The organism is Prosthecobacter sp. (assembly GCF_044236155.1).
Lineage (GTDB): Bacteria > Verrucomicrobiota > Verrucomicrobiia > Verrucomicrobiales > Verrucomicrobiaceae > Prosthecobacter.
The window spans coordinates 188,100-210,104 of sequence record NZ_JBIIHA010000006.1 but is presented as its reverse complement, the minus strand read 5'-3'; the positions used below and the strand labels follow the sequence as shown (position 1 = coordinate 210,104).

At 60.7% G+C, this 22,005-nt stretch carries 18 protein-coding genes; 9 read left to right on the top strand and 9 right to left on the bottom strand.

What is annotated here, in order from left to right; genetic code table 11:
- Positions 1 to 39 precede the first annotated feature (39 nt).
- Both ACILSE_RS07835 and ACILSE_RS07830 read left to right on the top strand, forming a co-directional pair.
- Complete coding sequence (locus ACILSE_RS07835; RefSeq protein ID WP_395716817.1) at positions 40 to 762, top strand: metallophosphoesterase family protein; 723 nt, start codon at positions 40 to 42, stop codon at positions 760 to 762.
- The gene (locus ACILSE_RS07830) at positions 759 to 1,775 is read left to right on the top strand and encodes a glycosyltransferase family 9 protein (protein WP_395716816.1); all 1,017 of its coding nucleotides are present in this window, start codon (positions 759 to 761) and stop codon (positions 1,773 to 1,775) included. Before ACILSE_RS07835 ends, ACILSE_RS07830 begins: the two co-directional genes overlap by 4 nt.
- On the opposite strand, the gene ACILSE_RS07825 is transcribed toward ACILSE_RS07830, so the two are convergent.
- Positions 1,768 to 3,324 (bottom strand): amidohydrolase family protein, encoded by a 1,557-nt coding sequence (locus ACILSE_RS07825; protein WP_395716815.1) that lies wholly within the window; start codon positions 3,322 to 3,324, stop codon positions 1,768 to 1,770. The genes ACILSE_RS07830 and ACILSE_RS07825 overlap by 8 nt on opposite strands.
- 84 nt (positions 3,325 to 3,408) lie before the next feature.
- Between ACILSE_RS07825 and ACILSE_RS07820 the strand changes: the two genes are divergently transcribed.
- Entirely contained in the window at positions 3,409 to 4,332 is a 924-nt protein-coding gene (locus ACILSE_RS07820; RefSeq protein ID WP_395716814.1) for a D-alanine--D-alanine ligase, read from the top strand.
- A 6-nt stretch (positions 4,333 to 4,338) separates the two neighbouring features.
- Here ACILSE_RS07820 and ACILSE_RS07815 read toward each other — a convergent pair whose 3' ends face one another.
- Positions 4,339 to 5,508 (bottom strand): MDR family MFS transporter, encoded by a 1,170-nt coding sequence (locus ACILSE_RS07815; RefSeq protein ID WP_395716813.1) that lies wholly within the window; start codon positions 5,506 to 5,508, stop codon positions 4,339 to 4,341.
- A gap of 116 nt (positions 5,509 to 5,624) precedes the next feature.
- Positions 5,625 to 6,674 carry a type I glyceraldehyde-3-phosphate dehydrogenase gene (gene gap / locus ACILSE_RS07810; RefSeq protein WP_395716812.1) on the bottom strand — a complete coding sequence of 350 codons (1,050 nt, stop codon included), beginning with the start codon at positions 6,672 to 6,674 and terminating at the stop codon, positions 5,625 to 5,627.
- A gap of 178 nt (positions 6,675 to 6,852) precedes the next feature.
- On the opposite strand from gap, the gene ACILSE_RS07805 reads away from it, so the two are divergent.
- The 4 genes from ACILSE_RS07805 to ACILSE_RS07790 are packed head-to-tail and all read left to right on the top strand — an operon-like array spanning position 6,853 to position 9,935.
- A complete protein-coding gene (locus tag ACILSE_RS07805) occupies positions 6,853 to 7,233 on the top strand; it encodes a BlaI/MecI/CopY family transcriptional regulator (RefSeq protein WP_395716811.1) in 381 nt (126 codons plus the stop codon).
- A 10-nt stretch (positions 7,234 to 7,243) separates the two neighbouring features.
- Entirely contained in the window at positions 7,244 to 7,615 is a 372-nt protein-coding gene (locus ACILSE_RS07800) for a M56 family metallopeptidase (protein WP_395716810.1), read from the top strand.
- On the top strand, positions 7,518 to 9,584 hold the full coding sequence (locus ACILSE_RS07795) for a M56 family metallopeptidase (RefSeq protein ID WP_395716836.1): 2,067 nt from the start codon (positions 7,518 to 7,520) through the stop codon (positions 9,582 to 9,584). The genes ACILSE_RS07800 and ACILSE_RS07795 overlap by 98 nt, the downstream gene beginning before the upstream one ends.
- Before the next feature lie 42 nt (positions 9,585 to 9,626).
- Positions 9,627 to 9,935 carry a hypothetical protein gene (locus ACILSE_RS07790; RefSeq protein ID WP_395716809.1) on the top strand — a complete coding sequence of 103 codons (309 nt, stop codon included), beginning with the start codon at positions 9,627 to 9,629 and terminating at the stop codon, positions 9,933 to 9,935.
- Between the two features lie 113 nt (positions 9,936 to 10,048).
- On the opposite strand, the gene ACILSE_RS07785 is transcribed toward ACILSE_RS07790, so the two are convergent.
- On the bottom strand, positions 10,049 to 11,467 hold the full coding sequence (locus ACILSE_RS07785; RefSeq protein ID WP_395716808.1) for an FAD-dependent oxidoreductase: 1,419 nt from the start codon (positions 11,465 to 11,467) through the stop codon (positions 10,049 to 10,051).
- A gap of 40 nt (positions 11,468 to 11,507) precedes the next feature.
- On the opposite strand from ACILSE_RS07785, the gene ACILSE_RS07780 reads away from it, so the two are divergent.
- Complete coding sequence (locus ACILSE_RS07780) at positions 11,508 to 13,331, top strand: DUF1549 and DUF1553 domain-containing protein (protein ID WP_395716807.1); 1,824 nt, start codon at positions 11,508 to 11,510, stop codon at positions 13,329 to 13,331.
- Positions 13,328 to 13,939 carry a carbohydrate-binding family 9-like protein gene (locus ACILSE_RS07775; RefSeq protein WP_395716806.1) on the top strand — a complete coding sequence of 204 codons (612 nt, stop codon included), beginning with the start codon at positions 13,328 to 13,330 and terminating at the stop codon, positions 13,937 to 13,939. Before ACILSE_RS07780 ends, ACILSE_RS07775 begins: the two co-directional genes overlap by 4 nt.
- Positions 13,940 to 13,942: 3 nt before the next feature.
- Here ACILSE_RS07775 and ACILSE_RS07770 read toward each other — a convergent pair whose 3' ends face one another.
- From ACILSE_RS07770 to ACILSE_RS07750, 5 genes are read right to left on the bottom strand one after another with little or no spacing between them, the layout of a single operon-like run.
- Entirely contained in the window at positions 13,943 to 15,358 is a 1,416-nt protein-coding gene (locus ACILSE_RS07770) for a neutral/alkaline non-lysosomal ceramidase N-terminal domain-containing protein (RefSeq protein ID WP_395716805.1), read from the bottom strand.
- Positions 15,355 to 17,277: a CehA/McbA family metallohydrolase gene (locus ACILSE_RS07765; RefSeq protein WP_395716804.1), complete on the bottom strand. Its 1,923-nt coding sequence runs from the start codon at positions 17,275 to 17,277 to the stop codon at positions 15,355 to 15,357. Before ACILSE_RS07765 ends, ACILSE_RS07770 begins: the two co-directional genes overlap by 4 nt.
- Positions 17,274 to 18,599, bottom strand: a complete 1,326-nt coding sequence (locus ACILSE_RS07760; RefSeq protein ID WP_395716803.1) for a DUF1501 domain-containing protein — start codon at positions 18,597 to 18,599, stop codon at positions 17,274 to 17,276. Before ACILSE_RS07760 ends, ACILSE_RS07765 begins: the two co-directional genes overlap by 4 nt.
- Positions 18,600 to 18,636: 37 nt before the next feature.
- Positions 18,637 to 20,121 (bottom strand): DUF1501 domain-containing protein, encoded by a 1,485-nt coding sequence (locus ACILSE_RS07755; RefSeq protein ID WP_395716802.1) that lies wholly within the window; start codon positions 20,119 to 20,121, stop codon positions 18,637 to 18,639.
- 9 nt (positions 20,122 to 20,130) lie between these two features.
- Positions 20,131 to 22,002: a GDSL-type esterase/lipase family protein gene (locus tag ACILSE_RS07750; protein WP_395716801.1), complete on the bottom strand. Its 1,872-nt coding sequence runs from the start codon at positions 22,000 to 22,002 to the stop codon at positions 20,131 to 20,133.
- Between the last annotated feature and the right edge of the window lie 3 nt (positions 22,003 to 22,005).

Here is a 22,005-nt window from a genome sequence, read left to right as displayed (position 1 = left end):
CACATGTCCCGAAGATGACCGGCCGACCAACCATCGACGATGAAGTTCGCCATTTTCGGAGACATCCACGCAAACCTGGAAGCCCTGCAGACCGTTCTGTGGGACGCTCAGGAGCAGGGGTGTGCCAATTACGTTTGTCTTGGTGATATCGTCGGTTACGCGGCCAATCCGGCTGAGTGCCTGCAAACCGTGCGTGACATGGGCTGCCCCGTCGTCCGAGGAAACCACGACGAGGGCGCCGCCAGCGAGAGCGGGCTGGAGGAGCTCAACCCGCTGGCCCAGAACGCCTTGCTTTGGACTCGCCAACAGCTCAGTGAGGAGCAGCGCCAATGGCTCCGCGATCTGAAGCTCGTCCGCCAGGTGCGCGACTTCACCATCGTCCATGCCACGCTCGATTCCCCCGGCAACTGGGGCTACGTGACCAACCGCTTTGATGCGATGGCCAGCTTCAGCTACCAGTTCACCCAGGTGTGCTTTTACGGCCACACCCATGTTCCCCGCATCTTTGAAAAAGACGACGCGGTCAGGGCCGCGAGGGGTACGGACATCACGCTCCAGCGTGGCGTGAAGTACTTCGTCAATGTTGGCAGCGTCGGCCAGCCGCGCGATGGCGACTGGCGCGCCGCATATGCCATTTACGACGTGCAGGCGCAGACCATCTCCATCCGCCGCCTGGAATACGACATCGAGACCGCCCAGCGGAAAATCCGCGAGGCCGGCCTGCCTTCGCTCCTCGCCGACCGACTCGCCTTGGGCAAATGAGCGCCGCTACGCGCCAGCTTCCAAGCCTGCGCGACTTCAAATCCGCGCTCATCGTCAAACCAAGCTCTTTGGGTGACATCGTGCACACCCTGCCCGCCGTGAAGGCGATTCACGACGCGCATCCGCATCTCAAAATACGCTGGCTCGCCAACACCGAATGGACACCGTTGCTGCAAGGCAGCCCGCTCATCGACGAGGTGATCCCTTTCCCGCGCAAAACGTTCCGCGGCCTCGCCGGACTGCTGCGTTTCTGGAACTGGCGGCGCGGCTGGATGCTATTGCCACGCGAGGAACCGGAGATCGTTCTCGATTTCCAAGGACTGCTTCGCAGCGGCCTCGTCAGCAGTTGGCGTGGCTCACAAACCATCATCGGACTGTCCGACGCCCGAGAAGGCGCGCACTGGTTTTACCAGCACACTGTGGCTGTCGATGCCGGAGCGCATGCGGTGGACCGCTATCTGGAGCTGCCCAGCGCCCTGGGCATCCAAATCGAGCCGGAAGACATCACATTTGAGCTTCCCGCAGGCAATCCGCCCGCCGGCTGGCCGGAATCGTTCACGAATTTCATCGCTGTACATCCTTGGTCGCGTGGTGAGGGGAAATCGCTCTCGAATGCCGCGCTGCAGGCGCTTTGCGATGCGCTCGCACCACATCCGGTCGTGCTCGTCGGCATGACCGAAGACAAAACCCGTCCCACCGGCGGCCACATTCATGACTGGAGCCACCAGACCTCGCTTCCCGAGCTCATTTGGATCATGCGCCGCGCGAAATACTGCATCAGCGTGGACAGCGGGCCCATGCACATCTCCGCCGCCGTCAATCCACACACCCTCGGCATCCACACCTGGAGTGATCCGCGCAAAGTTGGCCCTTATCCGCGTGAAGTTCACGTTTGGAAGGCCGGACGCATCGCGAGGCGAGGAGATTTTTCAGCCGACGAATGCCAGACGGAAGCCCTCATGTCCGATCAAGCCGCCAAGAGCATCGGTGAATGGGTTTGCGGCGTCATTTGAGCCGTAAAGGGCCGCCACTGCGCACCTCGGTGAGCTGGCCTTCGCGGATGACTGCGCCGCCGTTCACGATGACATCGGTGAATCCTTCGGCGTAGTGATGCGGATCATCGAAGGTGGACGGATCGTTCACCTTGGCAGGATCAAAGATCACGATGTCCGCAAAGGCACCGGCCTTGATCATGCCACGATCCTTGAGTTGGAACGTCTGCGCAGGCAGCGAGGTCATCCGCCGCACCGCTTCTTCGAGAGACAGCAGTTTCAATTCACGCACATAGCGCCCCAGCACGCGGGCGTTGTCTCCGTAGCTGCGGGGATGCGGCACATCTTCGCCAGGACGACGCGGCCCGCCGTCGCTGGCGATCATGGTGAGCGGGTGCTGCATGAAGGTCTGAACATCCTTCTCGTCCATGCCATGGAAGATCGCGCTGGCACCGCCGCGTGCCTCGATGTCGAGGACGAGTTCGATTTGTTCGTCGAGCGTGTCAGACCCGCGCACGATCTTCGCGGCCTCGGCCACGGATTTGCCGTTGAGCGCCGGATCGGCTTTGAATTTCGCGATCACGGCATAGCCATAGTCCTTGCGGCCCTGGCGTTCGCGGATTTCGGCCATTTTGGCCAGGATGTCGGCTTTTTGCTTCGGATCGGCCAGCTTCGCGAGGTAGTCCTCGCGTGTTCCTTCGAGGGCGCTGTCGGGAATCAACTGCCGCAGGCCCGTGCTGGAGGCGGTGTAGGCATATTGATCGTGCGTGATCTTCAAACCTTCCGCGCGCGCCTTGTCGAGCACGGCGAGCAGTTCACCCGCCTTGCCCCAGGCGGTGGGACCGGAGAGTTTGATATGGGAAACCTCGCCCCGGCAGCCGGACTCCCGCAGCACGCGCATGAATTCATCGAGCGCGTCGAAAATTTTCACGCTTTCGCTGCGCATGTGGCTGACATAGATGCCGTCATGCTTCGCCGCGACTTTCGCGAGCGCGATGATCTCCTCGGTTTTGGCAAAGGAACCCGGCACATAGATCAAACCGGTGCTCAAACCGACCGCGCCGTCCTGCATCGCCTGATCGACGAGCGCCTTCATTTTTTCGAGCTGCGCTTCATCCGGCGCGCGGATAAATATGCCTCCCATGCCTTCCTTGCGCACGGAATTGTGGCCGATGAGCGTGGCGACGTTCAGCGTGACCTTCGCCTCCCCGATCTCCTGGAAAAATTTTGCGACATCCGTCCGCGAGTTGCCGCAGTTGCCGGTGATGATGGTGGTCACTCCCATGCGCAGAAAATTCTCCGCCACCGGATTCTGGCAGATATCCTCGGAGTGCGTGTGAACGTCGATGAAACCCGGCGCGGCCACCTTTCCGCCCGCGTCGATGGTTTGATCCGCGGTGCCTTCGATTTCGCCGACAGCGACAATTTTCCTGCCCTTCACCGCGATGCTGCCACTGACAAGCCGTTTGCCGCTGCCGTCCGCGATCCGGGCATTCGTGATGAGCAGGTCGAAATCGGCCGCCGTAGCGGTTGCGGCGAGCAAAAAGGCGAAAAACAAGCGCAGCTTCATGGTTGCGGGGAAAGACGTGGCGCATGGCACGGACTTTGCCAATTCCTTTGCCAACCCGCCCCCCGCATTCCATAACTCCGCACCATGCTCGACCTCACGAACAAGAAAATCGCCCTGCTGATGGGTGGCCCCGGCTCTGAGCGCAAAGTCTCCCTGAAAACGGCCGAAAGCGTCGCCGAGGCTCTCCGCACCAAGGGAGCAAACGTGGTCGAGATCGACGTCACCGGTCCCGATTTTGAAGTGCCCGCCGACACGTTCATCGCGATGAACCTGATCCACGGCACTTTCGGTGAAGACGGCCAGATTCAGTCGATCCTGGAGCAGCGTGGCATCCGTTACACTGGCGCTGGCGTCGAAGGCAGCCGCATCGCGTTCGACAAGACGCTGAGCAAGCAACGCTTCATCGCCGCCGGAGCACCGACACCGCGCTCGCAGACCTATTTGCTCGATGGCAGCCAGCCACTGGAGATTTCACTGCCGCTCGTGGTGAAACCACCGCGTGAAGGCTCCAGCGTCGGCGTGCACATCTGCCATCATCAGGCCGAATTCGAAGCCGCCATCGAAGACGCGAAGAAGTTTGGTAAGGACACGCTCATCGAAGATTACGTGGCTGGCAAAGAACTGACCGTCGGCATCCTCGGCGACCAAGTTCTGCCGGTGATCCACATCGAGCCCGTCGAAGGCTTCTACGACATCAACAACAAGTATCCCTGGATGAGCGGCACGGGTAAAACGAACTATCACTGCCCAGCCAACCTCAGCCCTGAAGTAACCAAGGCCGTGCAGGATGCCGCGCTGAAGGCCTTCCGCTCCTGCGGCACCGAGGTCTATGGCCGTGTCGATGTAATGCTGCGCGACAGCGACCAGGCCCCCTTCGTGCTCGAGATCAATACGATCCCCGGCATGACCAGCAGCAGCCTGCTTCCCAAAGCCGCGAAGGCCGTGGGCATCGAGTTCCCAGATCTCTGCGTGAGGATCATCGAGCTCTCGCTCGCCGCACGGCCTTGAGCTTCTTCATTCTTGATACCGAGCTTTGCGGGTAGAGAGAATGAGTGCCGCAGCCACGATGCCGAGCGAGGCATTGATCGTCCACAGCAGTGTCGGATTGCGATCGTAGAGCATCATGCCCAGCGCGGAACTGGCCGTGTTGCCCGCACACCACGCGAAGCTGAGGAAGCCCACGTAGCGTCCGCGCATGTCATCGGGCGAGAGACTGGCTCCGTAGGCCTGCTGACGCGAAAAAGCCGCCATCTCGCCAATCGTGAAGATCACCATCATCACCACGAACGCGGTGAGCGTGGCGCTGATGTGGAAGACGAGGAAACTGGTGCTCATGAGCACATAGCCGAGCGCCAGCACGAGTTTCACCGGCCAGTTCCGCAGCGTGTTCGCGATCAACAGCTCGAACAGGCAGATCATCACACCATTGAGCGCCAGCACGAGGCCACAGTCGTGCATGGGCAGCCCATTGCGCTCAAAATGCAGCGGGAAGGTCGTGTTTGTCTGCCGAAACACCCACGCCAGGCACATGCACGCGCCAAACAGCGCGAGGAAGGCATGATTCTGCCGGATGGACTGCCACGCATGGCCCCAGCCTGCCTGGTCCTTCGGCGTCTGATGTCCACGTGGCAGAAACTTCCACGCGATGATGCCGAAAAACAGCGATGTGGCCGCATCGACGGCGAAGAGCCAGAAAAACGAGTATTCCGCCAAAAAGCCCGCCGTGGCCGGGCCGAGCGACCACGCGAGGTTCACGGCAAAACGCTGCACCGCGAAGGCGATGACGCGCTGCTCCGGCGGCACAATGTCCTGCACCAATGCTGCGCTGGCGGGAGGACCCGCCTCGGTGATCGCACCTGTGATGAAGGACAGCAGCGCCAGCATGCGCCAGTCGCTCGCCTGCGACATGGCGATCATGCAGCCGGCACCGGCGATGGATGCCACCGCCATGGTGACATTCCGCCCGAGCCGGTCGGCCATCCAGCCGCCGATCCACGCGGCGACGAATCCGCCAAGCGAGTACGCAGCGACGGCGAAACCGGCCTGCGTGGCCGAATTGCCGTTCTGCGTGATGAACAACGCCAGGAACGGCACGACGAACACGCCGAACCGGTTGACGAAGGTGGCTCCTACGAGAACCCAGAAGGGCCGCGGCAGGAACCGCAATTGAGAGGACAAAGACATGGTTGGGAAAAAGAAAAAGGGTTCATGGGGAGAGTAAATTGAGCAGGAACGCAAAACGGGCCGGCTCGCGTGAGCCGGCCCGTCGAAGGCTTTGAAGGTTGCTGTGTGTGTTTAAATCACAGGCCCTTGCTCACGATGTATTTCACGAGATCGACGACTCGGTTGGAGTAACCCCACTCGTTGTCATACCAGCTCACCAGCTTGAAGAACTTGTTGTTCAGCTCGATGCCGCTGCCTGCGTCGAAGACGGAGCTGCTCTGGTCGTGAATGAAGTCGGTGGAGACCACTTCGTCGCTCGTCCAGCCGAGGATGCCCTTGAGGTAGGTCTCGCTGGCCTTCTTCATCGCGGCGGAGATTTCCTTGTAGCTGGTTTCCTTCTCCGTCTTCACGGTGAGGTCCACCACGGACACGGTCGGCGTCGGCACGCGGAAGGACATGCCGGTGAGCTTGCCCTTCACTTCCGGGATCGCGAGGCCCACGGCCTTGGCGGCACCGGTGCTGCTCGGGATGATGTTGATCGCGGCGCTGCGGCCACCTTTCCAATCCTTGGCGCTCGGGCCGTCCACGGTCTTCTGCGTGGCGGTGTAGCTGTGGATGGTGGTCATGAGGCCTTCGGCGACGCCGAAACCTTCCTTCAGGAGAACGTGCACCACCGGGGCGAGGCAGTTCGTCGTGCAGGAGGCATTGGAGATGACGTGATGCTTGCTGGCATCATACTTCTCATGGTTCACGCCCATGACGATGGTGATGTCCTCTTCCTTGCCGGGGGCGGAGATGATGACCTTCTTCGCGCCAGCGTCGATGTGGCCCTGAGCCTTGCTGCGCTCGGTGAAAAGACCGGTGGACTCGATCACGATATCCACGCCGAGTTCCTTCCAAGGAAGAGCGGACGGACCCGCACGCACGGCGAGGCATTTGATCTCATGGCCATCGACCACCAGCACATCGTCTTCAGCGAGGTCCGGCTTGGACTTCTTCGAGGAGACGTTTTCGCGGGCTTTGCCCTGTGTGGAGTCGTATTTGACGAGGTAGGCGAGGTTGTCGGCCGACACGAGGTCGTTCACGGCGACGACGTCGATCTCCTTGCCCAGGAGGCCCTGATCGCAGATTGCACGAAAAACAAGGCGTCCGATGCGCCCGAAACCATTAATGCCGATTTTGACCATATTCTTGTGAGGTGTTTGGATTTTTTAAGGGCGGCAGTCCTACCGCCGGGGGGTGGGGGTGTCAACCCCGTTGCCAGCAGCTTTCGGGCCTTGATTTTTAGACGCCCGACCCAACTCACTACATTTGTAGTTGTAATTTCACGACAAATGTAGTGAAATGCATTTAATTCAGAAAATCATGCCTGCCGCACCTGACATCTCCGACTCCGAATGGGCCATCATGGAGGCTCTTTGGGAATCCTCGCCGCAAACTGCCTCCGAAGTCACCAAGACGCTCCGCGCCTCAATGAACTGGGCGGAAAACACCGTCCGCACGCTGCTCGCCCGCCTCGTCGAGAAAGGTGCGCTCAAAACCGCCGAGAACGCCAGCGGCACCCGCACCTTCATCCCCGCCGTGAAGCGCGAGGCCTGCGTGCGGGCCGAAAGCCAGTCCTTCCTCGACCGCGTCTTCGGCGGCGCAGCGAAGCCGCTGCTCGTCCACTTCGCGCAGAACAGCAAGCTCAGCCCCGACGAGATCAAGGAACTCAAAAAGCTCCTCGACCAGCAATTGAACTCCTAACTCACTCCTCATGAACTCACTGACTGCTCTCTTCGACTGGCTTCTCACCGCCAGCTTTCGCGCCTCGGTGCTCGTGCTGGTCGTTCTCGCGATCCAGTGGGCGTTTCGCCGGCAGTTAGCGGCGCGTGCTCGTTATGCCTTGTGGCTTCCCGTGCTCATCGTGCTGCTCACACCGGTGCTGCCGCAGAGCCGCTGGAGTGTCGAAACCGTCTTCGCCGCACCACCAGCAGTCGCACAAATCAGCCCGGTAGCCATTGATCATGACCCCGTCACCCTTCCACTCGATCTCAGCCCGCCGTCTCTCGCACCAACTCCCATCGACTGGCAGCGCATCCTTCTTCATCACCCTGAGTCGATTCAAGCGGTCTCGGCATCCTGTTAGTGATGAACTACGCACCACGCTCGCTCAAATCGCCCGCGAAGTCCGTCTGCAGCGCGTTCCGCGTATCTGGATCGCCTCCAGCATCAGCAGTCCTGCCGTTACCGGCCTGCTGCGGCCCACGCTGCTCCTTCCAGGCGAATTCGACCAGACCTTCACTCCAGCGGAGGCACGACTCGTCCTCAAGCACGAGCTCATGCACTTGAAACGCCACGACCTCCCGCTCAACGCGGTGCTCTGTGTTCTCATGGCCCTGCATTGGTTCAATCCTCTGCTCTGGCTCGCCTTCTTTAAGGTGCGCCTCGACCGCGAAGCCGCCTGCGATGCTCAGGTTCTGCAAAACGACAGCTCCGACCGCCGCCGCGAATACGGCCACGTTCTCCTCAAAGTCGAAACCGCCTTCTGCCCGCGCGGCCTCAGCCTCGGCTTCGTCGGCATCTTCCAGCGCGGCTCCGCCCTGCGCTCTCGCATTCACTCCATCGCCACTCAACCCAACCCGCATCCCATCATGAAAGCCACGCACAATGTCTGCATCGTGCTCCTCACCTTCCTCGGCATCACCAAAGCCGCGCCGCCGGACAAGAACGCTCCCCAGATGTTGATCGAAGCCAAGTTCATCGAGGTCAGTGATGGCGCGAAGGACTTGCTGGCACCCTTCGCTACCAGTGCTGCGTCACCGAGTGTCGGCGGAATGCTCAATGACGATCAGCTCAGCGCCTTATGGAAGAAGATCGAGCAAGCGAAAGGCGTGGACGTGGTCTCCATGCCGCGAGCGACCACCCGATCCGGCCAGAAGGCCAAGATCTTGATCAGTCGCGAGTTCAGATACAAGGACGCCGTCGGCAAGCTGGCCACGAAAGAACTGGGCACCACACTCACGGTGATTGCCACGAAGGGTGGAGAGAACGACATCGATCTTGAACTGACACCGCAAATCATAGAGCTGAAAAGCATGATCAAGGATCCAAAAAGCGGAGCGGAGCAGCCTGTCTTCAGCGAACGTAAAGCGTCGGCCAGCGTCACGATGATGTCCGGGCAGACCGTCGTCCTCGGATTGCCTTCCACCTCCACGGTACAAACCACAGAAGATCGCTCGGCAGGGAGCGTCACCACAAAGACGGAAAACGTCACCAGGAACACGATGGTTTTTGTCACGGCGCGTCTCGTCGATCCCGCCACCAGCAAACCAGATGATCCCAAAACTGCAGCCGGGATAAGCCCGCTTCAGGCCAAGCTCGACTCCATCATCCTGCCCAGCGTGGTTTTCGCTGATGCCGCGCTCACCGAGGCCGTGGAGTTTCTGCGACAAAAGAGCCTCGATCTCGACACTACCACGACGGACCCGAACCAGAAAGGGGTGAACATGATCGTCAAAGCGGGCGACAAATACCCAGATGCAAGGATCACCCTGAATCTAAAGAACATCCCCTTGGGTGAGGCACTGAAGCATGTGGCCCAACTCTCCAACCTGCGCCTCGTTGTCGAGCGGCACGCCGTAACTATGCTTTCGCAGGCCGACTTTGAGGCGCAGCAAAAGCAGGTGGAATCATCTGCTCCGAACAAAGCTGGTATGGTCATCACCGCGAAGTCGATCAGCATCGACAAAGGCACCGGAGTTGTTGATGCGAGCGGTGACGTCAAAATCAAGACTTCGCAGGCCACCATCTCAACGGAGCAAGCTAGGGTCGAAACGACGCCATCCGCCGGCAAGATCATCCTTCCCCTCGTGCAATTCCACGAGGCCACGCTCGCCGAAGCCATCGAATTCATCCGCATCAAGTCCCGCGATCTCGATCCCGGCAAAAAAGGCGTCAACATCCTCCTCAAAGGCGACGGCGGCACCGTCAAGATCACCCTCTCCCTCAAAGACGTTCCCGTCTCCGAAGCTCTCAGATATTGCGCCGAACTCGCAAGCCACAAGCTCAGCGATGACAACAATACGTTTGTATTGACCCCCCCTGGCTCGAAGTGATCCCCATTTGAAGTTCCTCCGGATATCCGCAGGGTGTTTTCCATGGCATCTCCCAAAGCCCCTGACCTCACCCTGCGCCTCCGCGAAAACGCCTGGATCGGCGACGCCGTGCTCGAACTCTACGTCCGTAGCCATATCCTGCGCCAGCAAGGCAAAGTCGATGCCGAGATGAAAACACGCTTCACCTGCAATCAATTCCTATCCTGTCACGGCAATCCCACCGCCGTCGAGGCCGACATCGGCGTCATCTACCAGCGCGAAGGCCTCGAAGCCGCTTTCGCATGGATTCGAGACACCTTGGAGCCGCTGTTCGTGAAGCAGGAGGCGAAACGCAAGCGCACCGGCAAATAGGAGTTCGGACCTCCAAGTCCGCAGCGCTCAGCAGAAGGAAAATCGCGCTTCATGATCGTTCGCCGACTGAACATGTTTGCGTAAATGCTGCGGGCTCGGAGTCCCGCGCTCCGTCACACTCTTTGCCCGAGCGCCTTCAGCTTCGCCTCACCTTCGCTCCATGGCACATCGTGTGGCAGACGCTTCGTCGTCGCAGCCAGCGCTGCGGTCACGCCGGCGGCTTCGCCCATGGCGACGGAATTGCCGGTAACGCGATAACTCGCATGCGCGATGAAATCGCCGCTGATGTTGCGCCCGGCCATCATCAGGCCGTCCACATCCTTCGCGATCAGCGCACGCAACGGAATGTCATACGGCTTCACTTTAACGCCTGCATTGTGATAGGCTGCAGTTTTGTTCGCCTCCTTGCTCAGCGCATGGATGTCCACCGGGAAAGTCGGGCGCACGACCGCATCGTCATAACGAGCACCTGCAATGAGATCGTCTTTGTTCACCGTGTAACGTCCTGCGATGCGACGGCCGTCACGCACGCCGATTTGCTCGGCGGTGGCGGCGATTTGCAGGCCTTCCCAAGGCCCGCCGAGCTTGCGCAGGCCGTTGACGATCTTGTGCATCTCCGCGCGGGCCTGCACGGTGGCTTCGGTGATCTTCGCAGCGTCAAAGCAGGGCACGCCGTATTGGTGATTCATCATCACGAGCAGCAAATCATCGCGCACCTGCCAAAGCGTCGGCTTTGAATATGAGGGGAAGTGCCCGGTGCGTTGGATCTCGGCCAGAAACGCATCCTTGGCGATGCCGTCGGCCTTGCTGGGATCGGACTTGTGGATGTAAGCAGCCAGCGCGGCCGCGTCTTTGCAAACGAGCAGCGCATTGAGCGACATTGGCTGGCAAGGGCACGAGTCGGACTCGCCATATTCAAAGCTGCATCCGGCGAGCGCGCCGAGATCACCATCGCCCGTCGTGTCGATAAAAATAGGTGCCCGCCAGGCCTGGCGGCCGCTTTTGGACTCGGTGACGATCGTGGTGAGGCGCTGGCCTTCGCGATACGCGGCGCTCACGCGGGTGTGGAGTTGAAATTTCACGCCAGCTTCCACAAACATCTCCTCCAGCAGCAGTTTCATGCCCTCAGGCTCGTAGCAGATGCTTTTCAGGCTCGTTCCGCGGCGCATGTCGCGCTCGTCGAGACGCTTGAGCAGCTCTTGGTTGAAGCCCGGCTTGTCGAAATCGAGCAAGTAGCCGAGCAAACCGGCCGTCCACACGCCGCCGAGGCATCCACGCCATTCAAACACCCGCACCTTCGCGCCTGCACGCGCGGCCGTAATCGCCGCCGCGATGCCCGCAGGTCCCGCGCCGCACACGATCACATCCACGTCCTCCACCAGCGGCAAATCGCGTGCCTCTTCATGAAATTGGCCCGCGATGGCCTTCTCCACCTGCTGGGCATTCATCACTCCCGGTGTGACGAGTGCACCGGAAAAGGCGGCGCGGAGAAAAGAGCGGCGTTTCAGGTCGTTGGTGGTCGGTGTGTCCATGGTTGTATCAGAAGACGACCTCAGACACCCTTGTCTGTCGATGCGTTTTTTTCTCTTCATCGCGCTCACCGCGCCTCTTTTCGCCAAACCACCTTCCATAGAGGAGGGTCGGTCGCATTGGGCATTTCAGCCGCTGAGCACGGCAAAGCCGCCCGCCGTGAAAAACACCGCCTGGCCGAAAAATGACCTCGACCGCTTTGTTTTGGCCGCGTTGGAGAAAAATGGCCGCGCTCCCGCTCCCGAGGCTGATCCCGCCACGCTCATCCGCCGCGTGACACTCGATTTGACCGGCCTGCTGCCGACGCCCGAAGAAGTCACCGCCTTTGTGTCAGACATGTCTGACTCGTCTGACCAGTTAGACGCATATGCCGCCCTCATCGACCGCCTCCTCCAAAGCCCCCGCTACGGCGAACGCTGGGGCCGCCACTGGCTCGATCTTGCCCGCTATGCCGATACCGGAGGCACGCACAACGACCTCGACCGTCCGCACGCCTGGAAATACCGTGACTACGTCATCCGCAGCTTCAACGACGACAAGCCTTATGCTCGCTTCGTGGCCGAGCAGCTCGCCGGAGATGAAATCGATGGTCCGAACGACGAAACACTCATCGCCACCGGCTTTGGCCGCAATGGCCCCAGTAACGACGACAACATGGGCAAGAACGACGACGCCCTCGCCCAATACCGCGCTGACCAGCTCGACGATGTCATCTCGACCACGAGCAGCGTCTTCCTCGGCCTCACGCTCGGCTGCGCTCGCTGCCACGATCACAAAACCGATCCGCTGCTGCAACGCGACTACTACAGCCTGCTCGCCATCTTCAACGGCACCGAAAAGTATGGCCTCGTGCCCGGCACACAGGACAAAAACGACAAGCGAGTGAAGATCGATGAGACCGCCAAGGTCCACGCCCTCATCGAAACAAGCCCTCAGGTGCCGCCCACCCGCATCATGCTCCGCGGCAGCGCCTTGAATCTCGGTGACGAAGTCCAGCCCGCCGTTCCGACGCTCTTCAAGCCCCTCTCCTTTCCATCACCCGCCGCCAAAACCTCCCTGCGCCGTCGAACACTCGCGGAATGGATCACTGCACCCGACAACGCCCTCGCGTGGCGTGTCATCGCGAATCGCCTCTGGCAGCATCACTTTGGCCAGGGCCTCGTCGCCAGCCCCAGCAACTTCGGTTTTACCGGCGCGAAACCATCAAATCCCGAGCTGCTCGACTACCTCGCGCGACAGCTCATCGCCAATGGCGGCCGCTTCAAAGCCCTCCACAAGCTCATCCTTCTATCGGCGACTTACCGGCAGAGCCGCAGCACACTTCAACGCATGGAAGCCGAAGTCCTGCGCGATTGCATCCTGCAAGCCAGCGGCAATCTGAACGAGAAACGCGGCGGACCCGGCATCAAACCTCGGCTCCGCGCCGATCTCCTCCCTACCAGCCAGCGCAACAAATGGCCGTTGCTCAAAACCGAAGGCCCCGATCAATGGCGGCGCAGCGTGTACATCTACCAGAAGCGCCAGCTCCTCATGCCGATGATGGAACTCTTAGATGCGCCCACCACCACGGACTCCTGCGCCGCACGCCTCGAAAGCACCGTGCCCACCCAAGCGCTCGTGCTCATGAACGACGAGTTCGTCGAAGAACAGGCCGCATTCCTCGCCCAACGCGCCTACTCCGGCACGCTCGAACAAACCATCCAGCGCATGTTCATGCTCACCCTGAGCCATGAAGCCGATGCCAAGCGACTCCAACAGTCGCTCGACTTCGTGAAAGCCCGCGAGGCCACCAGCACACGCGATCAAGCCCTCGCCGATCTCGCGCATGTACTGCTCAACAGCAGCGAGTTTATCTACATCAAATGAAGCGCTATCACGTCCGCTCAATCGCCAGTTCCATTCCCGATTGCTCCCAGGCCGAAGCTCTGACCGACTTCGCCTTTCCCTGGGAAAACCGTGCAGTGCCCAAAACCGCGTTCCGTGCGCTCTGGGATGAAACTCACCTTCATTTCCGCTTCGACTGCCAGGATGACGATCTCGTGCTCCCCGACGGCCCCACCGCCAAGGACCGCGTCCTCGGCTCCGACCGCGTGGAAATCTTCCTCGCCCCCGATCTGAGCCTCAAACCTTACTACTGCCTCGAAATTTCCCCACGTGGCGATGTGCTGGCTTATGAGGCGCGATTCTATCGAGAAATTAACTGGGACTGGCGGTGCGACGGCCTGCAAATCCACGCAAAGATCAACAACAACCACTACACCGTGAGCGGCAGCCTCCCGCTCGACACGCTTCGTTCCTTGCACGTCATCAAGCCGCAATCACGCGAATTCTTCGCCGGCATCTACCGCGCCGAGTTTTCCCACAAGCCCGACGGCACCATTCACTCCGGCTGGATGCCGTGGGTGAATCCAAACACCGACCGTCCCGACTTCCATGTGCCCGCATCCTTCGGTGTGCTGGAACTGGTGAAGTGAGGCTCACTCCGCCGCTTTCAACTCAGCCAGCATCTCCAGCAGGTTGTTGGTAAGAATGACCGAGGTGTCCTCCTGCACGGAATTCGTCCCGATCCAGGTCTCATAGCCACCGAGTTTGTGCTGCTCCAGTGTCGGCAGGTAGCCATGGCGGCCGTTCGCCAGGCCGATGACCATCGTCTGTGGAAACGGGCTGCGTTTTTTCAAATCGAGGCCGATCTCGACAAACGTCTCGAACGGAATGCCGCACACCGCCAGATCGCCGACACGGATGGCCTGCAACTTCACTGTGAGCGTCTCCTCCTTGCGCTCCGCGGCTGCGATGACACTGCCCGCGTAGTTCTGCGCGAGGCGAGGCAGCTTCTCGATGGCTTTCTTGTCCTTCACGGCCAGCACCGCTTTCGCTTCTGCGACATCTTGAGCGCTGGGACGACGATGCTTCAGTGTGATCTCTCGCTGCAGCATGCCAAGCCGCGCCGTCGCGTTATGCCTGCCGATTTTTTGATGCGCAAACCACGCTGCATCAGCAGCTTTGGCCGCGACGAGGCGAATCTGCTCAAACGGCTCACGCGGCGGCCGCGTGGTGCCAAACGGAATGTTGTTGATGTCGCCCGAGGTGCCATTGGACATCATCGCAACGAAGTTTTCATCGCCACGTACCCGCGAGGGCATCACGCGGGCAAACTCACCAAAGTAATCAGCTGACATCTGCCCGTCCGGTGCGCCGCCGACATAGTGCAGCGAATAATTCGCGAACAAGGCCAGCGGCTTGCGCTTCTCGTCCTGCACGGAGAGGATCGTGATGTCGGGATCGGTCGGACCTGCGGGACGGTCGAGCACATCCGGGCTGGTGCCGGGATTCATCTTCACCGTGTCCATGCGACCGAAAGGATTCAGCGGCATCTTCCCTGGTTTCAAATACCAACGACGGTTGAACACCTCGTCCGGCAACGGATGCGCCGCCGCGCCAACGGACGCAGGCTTCAAAGCCGCGTGCGCCTGGATGATCGCCCCGGCGGTGCCTTCGACGAACACCTTGTAGTAAGCCGCCGCAGCCTCGCTGCGTGTGTTCAGCGACGGACCGCTGTGCGTGTGCGTGGAACTGATCAGCATTTTGTCCACTGACATGCCCGTTTTCGCTGCGGCTAGCGCCTTCGCCTCGTTCAGCACGTCCGGGCCAGCGCCTAGATTATCGACCACCACCATCGCCAGCGATGTTTTGCCGTCATCGAGCACCAGTGCGCGCGCATGAAATGGATCATGCGCCTTCTCCGCCATGTTCGCGCTGAAACCTCCGGGCATGTTCATTGGGAACTGCGTCGGCGTGATGTCCGCGGCGGCGGCACCGGCTTTGAGCACAGGTCTGTCCACGGCGAACAGTGGTGTTGAAAAGAGAAAAGCAACGAGGGCGGAGAACTTCATGGTTGGGAAATGGATTCGAGTTGGGTGGCGACAGCCGCGTCATGCTTTGCCAAAATCTCGCGCAGTCTGGCCGGATCCTTGCCAAACCGGGAGATCAATTCCTGCGCGATGGCAAACGCGCACTCGAAACGCCCGTCGCCATCCGCGTCGAGCCAGACAGGATTCGTCGCGCCGATCAAGCGTGGGTTGAAGGCCTTGGTGCTTGGCTGGTATGGCCGCGGAATCTCCCAGAACGGCTCCGTGACTCCCGGACCTGTCGCAATGGCCACAAGATGCGCGTCGTGCGCCGGTCTGGGCAGTTTCCAGGTGATGCGGGCCTTCTCGCCGGCCTTGCCGGGGTCTTCGATGGCTTGCTCGCGGAGAAGAATGCCGTTGGCGAAGAGTTCGATGCGGTCCGCCTTCACCCATGCCGGGCCGCTGATGATGATTTCCACCTCGATCTCGTCCTTGAGACCGGTGGCGAGATCACCCATGCCAAACTGGCCGTTCACTTTCAGATTCGCCATCAGGCCGAGGCTCACAAGCAACCGCCCTTCACGATAGCTGCGCCAGACCTTGTCGAGATCGAGTTTCGCGGGATTCTCGTCATCCGCGGCCACATAGGTCCGTCCTTGGCCGAGAATGAAGCGGCTTACGTCATGTGTGTCGCTCGACGCCACCGCTGCGATGCGGTGCCCTCGGTTCAGCAGCGCGAACCAGTCGCGGAAGAGCAGGTGAATGTCCGACTGCATCGCACCCGAGGTGACGACCTCCATCGCGTCGATCTTGAGGGCGTCAGCGTGGCGGTGCTTGCCCGTCTTCGGATTGAACTGCACGCCACCGAGCGGAATGAAACCGCTATGAATATCCCGCGGATGATTCAGCGTGATCACCCGCACGCCGGGCGTCGCCCGGATCGCCGGAATCAGCTTTGCCCAGTCCAGTTCGTTGTGATCGACGACTTTGGCCCAGGAGGCGATGGGGAAGGCATTGAAATGACCCTGTTTGGTCGTCACCTCGTTGCCGACAACAGGCGTGAAATGCTCAGCCACACCCATGCTCGCCGCAATGGGCGCGTAATCGGTGTGATGATTGTGATCCGTGGCAATGGCGAGTTCGATCCCCTCCCCCGCGATGGTCAGCATGCGTTCCTCGATCTTTGCATCGCCATGCCCGCTGTGCGTCAGCGTGTGAATGTGGCTGTCCGCCGCAATCCAGCCATGTGTTTCCACCTCGCGCGTGATCTTCAAAGCCGCTTCTTTTGTTTCACCGGGACGCAACGACACCTCCGCCCTTGCCACTCCCCATTCAAAGCCGCGCCCGGCGTGCACCACGTAATCACCCGGCGGCACATGCAATGTTACGCGGCCTTGTTTCGCGTAAACAACACCGGTCCTCGTCGCGACCTCGCCGGCAGGTTCTGCCCGCAGCGGCTGCAAGGTGCCGTCTTTTCTCGTGAGCGTGATCCGGCAGGGAAGGTCGCCCGCGTTCACATGGATCTTCGCGCCACCGATGGCTTCATCCTGCGGCCTCGCATCGAGAATCACCGGCCCGATCTTAATGTCATCGAGCGATGAAGGGGCATCAATGATCAGGACGTTCTCCCCGTCTTTCAAGGCACCTGGTGGCACGGTGAGCACGCATTCCAGTGCCGCTTCCGTGTTTGTGAGCGTGCCGAGGCGGCGTCCGTTGAGCATCACCGGCCAGCCGAGTTTCACATCGCGCTGCCAGATGCGCAGCGTTTGCTCTGAAACGTTCGCCTTAGACTGAAAACGCATTTCCAGCCGCTCCGCGTCCACTTTTTGATCCTTGAAAACATCCCATTCAAACTGACCCGTCTTGCCAAGATGCAGCCGTTTTGATTCCAGAACGATTTCCTGCCCGGAAACGTCAAAAGCTGACGTGAGCGCCCACAGCACAATTAAGCGCCCCGAGATCATGCGATGATGTTTTGCACGACTTTGCCTCCTTGCAGACCAGTCAATCGGATGCGGCGGCCGCCGCTGACGATGGCGAGGTTTTCGTGATCGAGGCCGAGCAGATGCAGGATCGTAGCATGCAGATCGCGGAAATGCACCGCGCCATCGACGACGGTGCTACCATCGTGGCTCGTTTCGCCATGCGCGTAGCCGGCCTTCACACCACCGCCGGCCATCCAGAAGGTGAAGGCACGATGCTGGTGCCCGGTTTGATCCTTGTCCTTGCCGGGTTCGAGGCCTGGACGGCCAAATTCACCGCCCCAGACGACCAGCGTGTCCTCCAGCAGCCCGCGCTCGTCGAGATCATCTAACAGCGCGGCAATCGGAGCATCCGTGGTGGCGCAGTTCGCGGTCAAATCACGGCGATGGTCCGTGTGCTGGTCCCAACTGCCGTGCGTGATCTCGATGAAGCGCACGCCCGCCTCGCAAAACCGCCGCGCCAGAAGGCACTGGCGCCCAAAGTCGCTGTCTTTGCAGGTGCCGACTTTGTAATTCTTACCGACGGCATACCGCTGAAGCGTGGCTTTCGATTCCTGGCTCAAGTCGAGCAACTCCGGAGCCTGCGCCTGCATGCGGAAGCCGAGCTCCATCGTCTGGATGACGCCTTCGAGCTGCGCATCATCGCCACGCAGGCCTGCATGGTCACGATTCATCGCCTGGATGAGATCAAGCTGCCTGCGCTTCACATTCATGGGCAGATGATCGCCCGTGATGTTGCTGATCGTCGCCTTGGACATGTCCTCGCCATTCACGCCGATCGGCGTGCCGCCAAACACCGCCGGGAGCTGCATCGCAGCGTATTCGGAGGGCTTCGCGGTGTTGAAGCTGATGAAGCCCGGCAGATTTTGATTCTCCGTGCCCAGACCATACGCCACCCACGCGCCCATGCTCGGGCACGGCCGCAGACGGTCGCCCGTGTGCAACTGCAGCATCGACTGCGCATGGATGCTCGTGTCCGCGGTCATCGATTTGATGACGCAAAGCTTGTCCGCATGCCGTGCGAGGTTTGGCAGCAAATCCGACACCCACAGGCCGCTGCTGCCGCGCTGCTTGAAATTCGCAATTGAGCCTGCGTGCGGCTTTTGGCCGATCTGCGGCTTGTAATCAAAGGTGTCGAGCTGCGCCGGTCCTCCGGCCATGTTCAGAAAAATCACGCGCTGCGCCCTCGCGTGCAGTTTGGGCGGTCTCGCCGTCAAACTGGCCCCCGCCAGCCCGGACATCGCCAAATAGCCAAAACCACACGAGGCGGTGTGGAGCATCTGGCGGCGGGATAAAGGAGTCATCGGCGTGCTTATACGCTTTGTTGCTGAGTGTACTATCTCACGCCACCAGCCTCTTCACCACCTTCGCGGGATTCACGCCGGTGAGGCGGAAATCGAGGCCTTGGAAGCGGTAGCTCAACTTGTGGTGGTCGAGGCCGAAGAGGTGCAGGATCGTGGCGTGGAAGTCGTGGATGGACACGGGATCGCGGGCGACGTGCCACGCGAAGTCGTCGGTCTCGCCATAGACTTGGCCGCCTTTGATGCCGCCGCCAGCCATCCACAAGCTGAAGGCATAGGGATGATGATCGCGGCCGGTGACCTTCTTGAAGCCCTTGCGGTTCTCGCCGAGCGCGGTGCGGCCGAACTCGCTGCCCCACACGACGAGCGTGGTGTCGAGCAGGCCGCGTTGTTTGAGATCCTTCAGCAGCGCGGCGATGGGTTGATCGACCATCTGGCAATTGTGCGCGAGCTGCGGATCGAGCGCGCTGTGATGATCCCACGAGGCGTGGATGATGTTCACGAAGCGCACACCGCGCTCGACCATGCGCCGCGCCTGCAGGCAGTGACGCGAGAAGGTTTGGAAATTGCCGATGCCACCGAGGTTGCTCTTGATCGGCGGTTCGACGCGATTCACGCCGTAGGCATCGAGCGTGGCCTGCGATTCGCCCGCGAGATCGACGAGCTCCGGCGCAGAGCTTTGCATGCGGAAGGCAAGCTCGTAGCTGTTGATGCGCGCCGCGATCTCGGGATCGCCGATGTGCTTGTGCTGGAGTTTGTTCAGGTCGTTCAGCGCACGGATGCTAGCGGATTGCATTTCCGGCGTGATGCCATTCGGATTGTTCAGGTTCAAGACAGGCGCGGCTCCATTGCGAAACATCACGCCCGCATACGAGGACGGCAAAAAGCCGCTAGACCATGTGGAACTACCGCCGGGCAGGCCACGGCCTTTGCTGACCATCACGACATACGACGGCAGCTCCTGCGAGGCATTGCCGAGGCCATACGTGACCCACGAGCCGATGCTCGGACGCCCGAGCAGCGCCGCGCCGCAGTTCAGCATGAGCTGGCCGGGCAGGTGGTTGAACTGATTCGTGTGCATCGAGCGCACCAGCGCGATGTCGTCCGCGCAGCTGGCGATGTGCGGCAGCAGATCGCTGATGTCCATGCCGCACTGCCCGTGCTTTTTGAAGACGCGACTCGTGCCCATCACCGTGGCCGATTCCTTCTGCAAAAACGCAAACTTCGCATCGCCCACGATCGAGTCCGGCAGCGGCTGGCCGTCGTATTTGTTGAGCAGCGGCTTCGGATCAAAGAGGTCCATCTGCGACGGCCCGCCTTCGAGGAAGATGAAGATGCAGCGCTCCGCCTTCGGCGCGAAATGCGACACGCGAGTGGCGAGCGGATTCGCCGGGATACTCGCCTCTTCCGCCAGCAAGCCGTCCTGCTTCAACAACGACGCCAAAGCCAGCGTCCCCAACCCGCATGAACTCGTCGCGAGGAAATCGCGGCGGGTTTGGGTGATGTATTGCTCATAGGGGGACATGTGTGGAGGTTACGTCTGCTTGCTGGTCGCTTTTGCGGCTGTCGCGTTCTGAAGCACCCACTCCATCGCTTTCACCGTGTCGTCGTAGCTGGTTGAGTGACCGCCGCTCTCGCGGTGCAGGCTGAGGACCTGCTTCAGCTTCTTCGCGAGGCGCAAGGTGCTGTCGGGTGGCACGATGCTGTCTTTTCCGCCGGTGGTGAGGGCAATGGGCATGGTGAGGCGGTCGGCGTGGAGTTCTGGGCTGCGTTTGTGGCGTTCGTCGGCGCTTCCGTAGGAGGTGTCGATGGCGTCTTTGAAGCCGGCATATTCGACGAGATTGGCAGTGGGGTTCAGGGCGCAGACGCCGGCGATGAGTTCGGGATGCAAGGAGGCGAATATGAGTGCTGAGGTGCCGCCCATAGACCCTCCGGCGATGAAGACGCGATTCACGCGATGCCGCAGCTTTACCTCGGCGATGATTTGAAGCACATCCGCCTCCGCTTTCGGTCCCATCCACGAGGTTTTGGCGCGGTAATCGGGTGAGATGAAGATCAATCCGTGCCTGTCGGCGACATCGCGCAGGGCGCGGCATTCATCGCGAGCATCGCGGATGAATTGCCAGCGATCCGAACCGTGGCCGTGGAGCGCGATGAGCACGTCATGCGGCTTTTGTGGATGAAAACCAGTCGGAAGACGCTCGACGTAGCGTTGCTCGGTGTGGTCGATTTGAGCCTTGAAGACGATGTCTTGCGGATTCGCGGCTTGTTGAGTCCAAAGCCACTTTTCGAGCGAATCAGGCGGCGCGATGACGCTGAGGTCCTGCGCCTTCACGAGGCGGCTGGCGAGCTTGTCGGCATCGGGCGGCAAGGCCACGACGACATCCCACTCCTGCGGACCAAAGCTGAGGGACCAGTTCATGATCCACGCGTAGTGCTTGTGAAAGGTTTGCGGTGTCTTTTCGGTGAGTTGGCCGGGCACGGCGATGACGACGAGGTCCGGTTTCATCGAACGCACGGCCTTCGCGGCATTTTCGAGCTCGGCGAGCGTTTTGCCTTCGGTGGGCCAGGGCTTCACGGTGATCTGCGCCTCGGGATGCAGCTTCTTCAAAGCCGCGCCGATGTGCTGATCATACGGCGGCATGGCGAAGACGGTGACCGGTTTGCCTTCGCCGAGCAGCCTGAACGTTTGCGCAAGGGGATTCGGCGGCGGTGGCTCGTCACGCAGCGAAACTTCCTGACCGGTGATGGTCTTCGCGATGGTTTCGGCGAAGAGCTTGTGACCATCCATGTTCGGGTGGATGGCGTCGCTGAGTAGCAGGTTCCATTCGAGTGCGTCTTTGGCCCGCACGGCCTCGAAAGCCGCGAAGCAGTCCGCAACGCCGAGCGATTCGGCTTTCGCGAAATCACGAATGGCCTGCGAATACTCCGCGAGCTTCGCCACGGGCCGCTGAGGCGAATCAACGATGCTGTTTTGTGTGCAAAGCACGACTTCCGCACCCGCCGCACGGCAGCGCTGGATGATCTGCGTCATGTTCGCGATGAAATCGGCCACGGGCACGCGCACGAGGTCGTTCATGCCGAACATGATCGTCACCAGATGCGGCTTGTGGGCCAAAATATCGCGCTCCAGTCGCGCGAGACCGCCTTTGCTGGTGTCGCCACTGATGCCGGCGTTGCGAACGGTCACTTTGGCCTTCGGATGAAGCTTTTGCAGCGCGATTTGCAGCATCTCTGGATACGCCCGCACGCTGCCGCTGTGATAGTACACGCCCGTGATGCTGTCGCCGATGCAAACGATGCGCACGGGCTCTTTGGCTTCGTTGAGGAGTTGGCGAGTTTTGTCCGGCGTGGCCGCGAGACAGGCCGTCGCGAGCATCAGGAGGCAAAAGAGGCGCTGGAGCATGAG

Bases quoted from the DNA above. Each gene is read 5' to 3' on its own strand.
- ACILSE_RS07835 (WP_395716817.1), top strand. From the start codon at position 40: ATGAAGTTCGCCATTTTCGGAGACATCCACGCAAACCTGGAAGCCCTG.
- ACILSE_RS07830 (WP_395716816.1), top strand. From the start codon at position 759: ATGAGCGCCGCTACGCGCCAGCTTCCAAGCCTGCGCGACTTCAAATCC.
- ACILSE_RS07825 (WP_395716815.1), bottom strand. From the start codon at position 3,324: ATGAAGCTGCGCTTGTTTTTCGCCTTTTTGCTCGCCGCAACCGCTACG.
- ACILSE_RS07820 (WP_395716814.1), top strand. From the start codon at position 3,409: ATGCTCGACCTCACGAACAAGAAAATCGCCCTGCTGATGGGTGGCCCC.
- ACILSE_RS07815 (WP_395716813.1), bottom strand. From the start codon at position 5,508: ATGTCTTTGTCCTCTCAATTGCGGTTCCTGCCGCGGCCCTTCTGGGTT.
- gap (WP_395716812.1), bottom strand. From the start codon at position 6,674: ATGGTCAAAATCGGCATTAATGGTTTCGGGCGCATCGGACGCCTTGTT.
- ACILSE_RS07805 (WP_395716811.1), top strand. From the start codon at position 6,853: ATGCCTGCCGCACCTGACATCTCCGACTCCGAATGGGCCATCATGGAG.
- ACILSE_RS07800 (WP_395716810.1), top strand. From the start codon at position 7,244: ATGAACTCACTGACTGCTCTCTTCGACTGGCTTCTCACCGCCAGCTTT.
- ACILSE_RS07790 (WP_395716809.1), top strand. From the start codon at position 9,627: ATGGCATCTCCCAAAGCCCCTGACCTCACCCTGCGCCTCCGCGAAAAC.
- ACILSE_RS07785 (WP_395716808.1), bottom strand. From the start codon at position 11,467: ATGGACACACCGACCACCAACGACCTGAAACGCCGCTCTTTTCTCCGC.
- ACILSE_RS07780 (WP_395716807.1), top strand. From the start codon at position 11,508: ATGCGTTTTTTTCTCTTCATCGCGCTCACCGCGCCTCTTTTCGCCAAA.
- ACILSE_RS07775 (WP_395716806.1), top strand. From the start codon at position 13,328: ATGAAGCGCTATCACGTCCGCTCAATCGCCAGTTCCATTCCCGATTGC.
- ACILSE_RS07770 (WP_395716805.1), bottom strand. From the start codon at position 15,358: ATGAAGTTCTCCGCCCTCGTTGCTTTTCTCTTTTCAACACCACTGTTC.
- ACILSE_RS07765 (WP_395716804.1), bottom strand. From the start codon at position 17,277: ATGATCTCGGGGCGCTTAATTGTGCTGTGGGCGCTCACGTCAGCTTTT.
- ACILSE_RS07760 (WP_395716803.1), bottom strand. From the start codon at position 18,599: ATGACTCCTTTATCCCGCCGCCAGATGCTCCACACCGCCTCGTGTGGT.
- ACILSE_RS07755 (WP_395716802.1), bottom strand. From the start codon at position 20,121: ATGTCCCCCTATGAGCAATACATCACCCAAACCCGCCGCGATTTCCTC.
- ACILSE_RS07750 (WP_395716801.1), bottom strand. From the start codon at position 22,002: ATGCTCCAGCGCCTCTTTTGCCTCCTGATGCTCGCGACGGCCTGTCTC.